The organism is Kitasatospora sp. NPDC051914 (assembly GCF_040680995.1).
In the GTDB taxonomy this organism is placed as follows: domain Bacteria; phylum Actinomycetota; class Actinomycetes; order Streptomycetales; family Streptomycetaceae; genus Kitasatospora.
Genome location: NZ_JBFAXX010000140.1, coordinates 1 through 5,618 on the forward strand (window position 1 = coordinate 1; position 5,618 = coordinate 5,618).

Genomic DNA, 5,618 nt, shown 5'->3' on the forward strand with positions numbered 1-5,618 from the left:
CCCGGCCCCCTTCCAACGCCCCACGCAGTACACGCACCTGCTCTGCCGGCCCCCCCCCCCCGCCCCCCCGCCCCTCCCCGGGGCGGCGGGCCGGCGGCGTTCCGGCCCCCGGCGGTCCCGTCCTCCGGTCGTTCGGTGGGCCGCCCGGCGCGGGGCCGTACACATGACCGATGATGGTGGTGTGCGAGTGACGATCAGGGCACCCCGCCCGGAGGACGTGGCCCCCTATGCCGAGGCGGTACGGAGGTCCGCCGAGCACATAGGGCGGTGGAACCCGGTCGAACCGGACGGCCTCGCCGAGCTGCTGGACCGTCAGGGGCCGGGCCTGCGCACCTTCCTGATCGAGGACACCGCCACCGGCGGCCTGGTCGGCAAGTGCAACGTCGCCAACATCGTGATGGGCCGCTTCTGCAACGGCGCCCTCGGCTACGACTCCTACCTGCCCTACGCCGGCACCGGGCGGATGTCCGAGGGCATGCGGCTGGTGGTCGACCGCTGCTTCGCCGCCGCCGAGCGCGGCGGTCTCGGCCTGCACCGGCTGGAGATCAACGTGCAGCCCGACAACACCCGCTCCATCGCCATGGCCGAGCGGCTCGGCTTCCGGCACGAGGGGTTCACGCCGCGGATGCTGTTCCTGTCCGGCGCCTGGCGCGACCACGAGCGGTACGCGCTCACCGTCGAGGAATGGACACCGCTGGACCGCTGACCGGCGTGTGGACCGCTGAGCGACGTGGGGACCGCTGAGTGGCGCGTCCGGGCCGACCGGCGTGTTCCGGCCGACCTCCGGCCCTGCGGTGCCGGTGCGTCCGGTGGGGCACCACCGGCCCGGGGCGGACGCCGGCCCCGGGCCGGGCGATCGGGGGATCAGCGGGGCTGCTCGGCCACCACGTACCGGAACACGTTGGCCATCCGGACCGAGGCGTCCGCCTGCACGAAGGGGTGCAGCGCCTCCTCCAGCTCCTTGGTGACCAGCGCCGCGCCCCACTCCTCGATCGCGCCCTCGTACAGGCCGGTGGAGAGCATCCCGCGGACCGCACTGTCCAGGTCCGGGTAGGCGAAGGGGCAGGAGACCCGGCCGCTGCCGGCGGGCCGGAGGCCCGCGCCCGCGCACAGCTCCTCCAGTGCGCCGGGGGCGCTCAGCGCGAACGGGTCGCGGACCGGCGTCCGGGCCGAGCGGCGGCGGGCGACCTCCAGCACCGGCGCGCTCTCGCACCGCTCCGGGGGCCCCCAGCCGGCCAGCACCACGTGCCCGCCCTGCAGCGTCAGCGCGGCCGCCTCCAGCACGAGGACGGCCGGATCGGCGACGTACGCGAGCTCCTCGAAAACGGTGACCAGCGAATACGCCGAGCGGGGGACGGGATAGCCCGACCGGTCGACACCGCCGACACCTGCCACCCGCAGCCGCCGGCCCTCCGCGAGTTCGCGCAGTTCCGCCTCCGGCTCCAGTCCGGCCACCTGCGCGCCGCGGTCCGCGGCGAGCAGCAGGGCGAGCCCCGAGCGGCAGCCGAGACCGAGCAGGCTGGTCGCCGGGCCGACCTCCAGCCGCCGGTATACGGCCTGGTAGAGCGGCACCAGCATCCGCTCCTGGATCTCCGCCCAGTCGCGCGCCCGACCGCGCGACCCCGCCCCGCCACCCGCGTGCGGGCGCTGCGCGGTCGTACCGGTCACCTGCGCTGAAGCCATCGCGGCCTCCCATTCGGTGTGTGCGTCCGATGCTCCGGCTCCCCCCGGTCGTCTCCCGCCCCGCCTTCCAGCGAACAGCGCCCGGGCGCCGCCGTCCAGAGGTGTGCAGGGAGTGTCCGTGCGCCGAGGCGTGCGCCCCCGCGGTGCGCCGGTGAAACGGATTCACGGTCGGAACCCCGATCCCCGTACCATCTGCCCCATGGCTAAGGCACCCGTACTCACCCCCCAGTCGGAAGACTTCCCCCGCTGGTACCAGGACCTCATCAACAAGGCCGAGCTGGCCGACAACGGTCCGGTGCGCGGCACCATGGTCATCCGACCGTACGGGTACAGCCTGTGGGAGCGGATGCAGCAGGAGATGGACGCCCGGATCAAGCAGGCCGGTGCGCAGAACGCCTACTTCCCGATGTTCATCCCGCAGTCGTACCTGACCAAGGAGGCCGAGCACGTCGAGGGCTTCTCGCCCGAGCTCGCGGTGGTCACCCACGGCGGCGGCAAGGAACTGGAGGAGCCGGTCGTCGTCCGGCCCACCTCCGAGACGATCATCAACGAGTACTTCTCCAAGTGGGTCCAGAGCCACCGGGACCTCCCCCTGCTGATCAACCAGTGGGCCAACGTCGTCCGCTGGGAGCTCCGCCCGCGCGTCTTCCTACGCACCACCGAGTTCCTCTGGCAGGAGGGCCACACCGCCCACGCCACCTACGAGGACGCCCGCGAGTACGCCTCGCGCATCCACACGGACGTCTACGGCGACTTCATGACCAACGTGCTCGGCATCGATGTCGTGCTCGGCCGCAAGACCGCCCGCGAGCGCTTCGCCGGCGCCATCAACACCCTCACCCTCGAGGGCATGATGGGCGACGGCAAGGCCCTGCAGATGGGCACCAGCCACGAGCTCGGCCAGAACTTCGCCAAGGCGTTCAACACCACGTACCAGCTGCAGGGCGCCGAGCGCGAGTACGTCTGGCAGACCTCCTGGGGCGTCTCCACCCGCATGGTCGGCGGCCTGATCATGTCCCACGGCGACGACAACGGCCTGCGTGTCCCGCCGCGCCTGGCCGCCGTCCAGGCCGTCGTCCTCGCCATCAAGGGCGACGACGCGGTGCTCGCCAAGGTCCGCGAGATCGGCGCCGCCCTGGAGGCCGCCGGCGTCCGCGTGGTGGTCGACGACCGCACCGACACCCCCTTCGGCCGCCGCGCCGTCGACTGGGAGCTCAAGGGCGTTCCGCTGCGCATCGAGGTCGGTCCGCGCGACCTGGAGAACGGCACCGCCATGCTTGTCCGCCGGATCGCCGGCGGCAAGGAGCCGGTCTCGGCCGACGCCCTGGCGTCGCTCGTCCCCGGCGTCCTGGAGGAGGACCAGGCGCTGCTGCTCCGCCAGTCGCGCGAGCGCCGCGAGGCCCGCACCGTGGACGTCTCGTCCATCGAGGAGGCCGTCGAGGCCGCGGCCACCGGCTGGGGCCGCATCTCCTGGGCCGACCTGGGCCCGGAGGGCGAGGCCAAGCTGGCCGAGCAGGGCGTCTCGGTGCGCTGCATCGTCGCCGCCGACGGCTCCGTCCCGGCGGCCGACGACCAGCCCGGCAACATCGCGATCGTCGCCCGCGCGTACTGACGGCAGGGGACCGGCCGGGTGCCCCGCACGGGCAATCGGACAAACCGAGGTGCTTCCGGAGTGCTTCCCGATGCACTTCCGTTGCAATTCGATGCCGATTCAGCGGATTGTTAACCGCGGTTTGCGCACTGCTTGTCGAGGCTACTCGCCGGTCAACTCCCGGCGGTGCGAAACAAGCGGTACGGTATACGGCCCGTGGCCCTGTCAATTCTGACCGGGCTGCGGGCCGTCCGCCTTGGGCGGCGTGCGTGTCCCCGGGTGATAGCCGAGAGCCCGCCGAGATTCGGCGGGTCCACAGATGCAGGGGGTTGGTCTTGCGTCAGGTCAGAACAACGCAATTCAGGAGCGTGTCCGCATTCCTGAGAGATCGCTGGGAATTCCCCGTGAACGGGAACTCGCGGAACATCGGCCCTCTCTCCAACGTTGGTCCAGCGTGAGCACGACACAGCCTCTCGTCCTCGCGGCCGAACTGGCCGCCGCCTGGAGCGACATCCAGGCCCACCACCAGGACCTCCCCGACCTGGCCTCGCCCGAGGCCCTGATCGGCGAGTCCTCCTCGGCGTGCGGCACCCGGCTCGGATTCGAGCGGCTGCTGCACGAAGCCGCCCACGGACTGGCCGCCGCGCGGGAGATCCGCGACACCTCGCGGGCCGGTCGCTACCACAACCGGCGCTTCCTGATGCTCGCCTCCGAGCTCGGGCTGGCCCACCCGGTCGAGCCGCACGCCAGCAGCGGCTTCTCCCAGGTGACCATGCTCAAGGAGACCGAGGACAGGTACTCCGACACCATCGAGCGGCTGGAGCGCGCCCTCGGCGCCCACCAGCTCGCCGTTGCGGGCGAGGGCGGCCACCGGGCCTTCCGCGGCCCGGCGGCGCGGCACGGCTCGTCCGGTGGCGGTGTCCGGGTCAAGGCGGTCTGCGGCTGCGGGCGCAACGTCCGTGTCGTCCCGTCCGTCCTGGCGCAGGCGGCCATCGTCTGCGGCGCCTGCCAGCAGCCGTTCAAGATCGGCTGAGTTCCGCCGGCGGCCGCGTGCCGTCGCTGACAGTTCCCTCCTGACAGTTCGCGGTGCTCGGCTCTACCGGGGGCGGGGGCCCTCGGTCGGGCCGGACTGCGTCTTCGTCCGGTGGTCATGAGTGCTCGGGTCGTGGTGCTCGAGCCGCCCGGCGAGAGTGTCCGCCCGGGCGTGGCGGCGTCCTGTCGCCCGTTGGCCGTGCTCCGTGTGTGGCGTTTCTGTGTCCCGTGTTCTCCGTGTCCCGTCGGTCTCCGTGTCTCGTCGGTCTCCGCGCGGGCGGCGCCGGAGCGGGGTGATCGGCGGTGGGCTGCGCGCAGTGGGCCGCGGGTCGGGCCGTTCCTGTCGGGCCCGTGCCGGCCGGTGCGCACCGTGTGCCGAGCGGGCGGACGATTCGGGGGCCGGGCCGGGCTGTGGCAGAATGGACAGCTGAGTACTCGGCAGCCGGGCAGGACCCCTCTCTCCTACGGCTGGCGTGTCCCTTGAACGGCCGGTCGCCGCAACCCCACGCGGTGGCAGCGGCCGCTCACCCACGTCAACACCAGGAGAATCCACTCCCGTGGCAGTCAAGATCAAGCTGAAGCGTCTCGGCAAGATTCGCTCCCCGCACTACCGCATCGTCGTCGCCGACTCCCGCACCAAGCGTGACGGTCGTGCGATCGAGGAGATCGGCATCTACCAGCCGACCTACAACCCCTCGAAGATCGAGGTCGACAGCGACCGCGCCCAGTACTGGCTGTCCGTCGGCGCCCAGCCGACCGAGCCGGTCCTCGCCATCCTCAAGCTCACCGGTGACTGGCAGAAGTTCAAGGGCCTGCCGGCTCCGGAGCCGCTGAAGGTCGCCGAGCCCAAGGTCGAGGACTACTCGCACCTGTTCGCCAAGGCCGTCGCGGGCTTCGAGGACAGCACCACCGGTGTTGCCATCACCCCGAAGGCGAAGAAGGCGGACAAGGCCGAGGCTGACGCCGAGGCCGCCTCCACCGAGGCCTGAGCATGATCGAGGAAGCCCTCGACCACCTGGTGAAGGGCATCGTCGAGCACCCCGACGAGGTGCAGGTGCGTTCGCGCAACCTGCGCCGGGGCAACACCATCGAGGTCCGGGTGCACCCCGACGACCTCGGCAAGGTGATCGGCCGCGGCGGCCGTACGGCCCGTGCGCTGCGTACCGTGGTGGGTGCGCTCGGCGGCCGCAACGTCCGGGTCGACCTGGTCGACGTGGACAGCATCCGCTGACGCGGAGCCGTCAGGTATTCGTCAGGTACCAGGGGCCGACCGGGACGCACGCCGTCCCGGTCGGCCCATCTGGCGTTCCCG

Annotated in this window: 6 protein-coding genes; 5 read left to right on the forward strand and 1 reads right to left on the reverse strand. The window is 72.1% G+C overall.

Annotated features, from left to right (window positions below; all coding sequences use genetic code 11):
* Nucleotides 1–163: 163 nt before the first annotated feature.
* Nucleotides 164–706 (forward strand): GNAT family protein, encoded by a 543-nt coding sequence (locus AB0M03_RS39250; RefSeq protein ID WP_363501509.1) that lies wholly within the window; start codon nt 164–166, stop codon nt 704–706.
* Between the two features lie 158 nt (nt 707–864).
* Here the strand turns inward: AB0M03_RS39250 and AB0M03_RS39255 are convergent, their stop codons facing one another.
* Nucleotides 865–1,683: a methyltransferase domain-containing protein gene (locus AB0M03_RS39255; RefSeq protein WP_363501512.1), complete on the reverse strand. Its 819-nt coding sequence runs from the start codon at nt 1,681–1,683 to the stop codon at nt 865–867.
* 199 nt (nt 1,684–1,882) lie between these two features.
* On the opposite strand from AB0M03_RS39255, the gene proS reads away from it, so the two are divergent.
* From proS to AB0M03_RS39275, 4 genes are all read left to right on the forward strand, one after another.
* Nucleotides 1,883–3,295 carry a proline--tRNA ligase gene (proS, locus tag AB0M03_RS39260; RefSeq protein WP_363501515.1) on the forward strand — a complete coding sequence of 471 codons (1,413 nt, stop codon included), beginning with the start codon at nt 1,883–1,885 and terminating at the stop codon, nt 3,293–3,295.
* A gap of 433 nt (nt 3,296–3,728) precedes the next feature.
* Nucleotides 3,729–4,307, forward strand: coding sequence for a hypothetical protein (locus tag AB0M03_RS39265; protein ID WP_363501518.1), 579 nt, complete (start codon nt 3,729–3,731; stop codon nt 4,305–4,307).
* Between the two features lie 556 nt (nt 4,308–4,863).
* Complete coding sequence (gene rpsP / locus AB0M03_RS39270) at nt 4,864–5,295, forward strand: 30S ribosomal protein S16 (protein ID WP_363501521.1); 432 nt, start codon at nt 4,864–4,866, stop codon at nt 5,293–5,295.
* Nucleotides 5,296–5,297: 2 nt separating this feature from the next.
* A complete protein-coding gene (locus AB0M03_RS39275) occupies nt 5,298–5,537 on the forward strand; it encodes an RNA-binding protein (RefSeq protein ID WP_030275689.1) in 240 nt (79 codons plus the stop codon).
* The last annotated feature ends 81 nt before the right edge of the window (nt 5,538–5,618 follow it).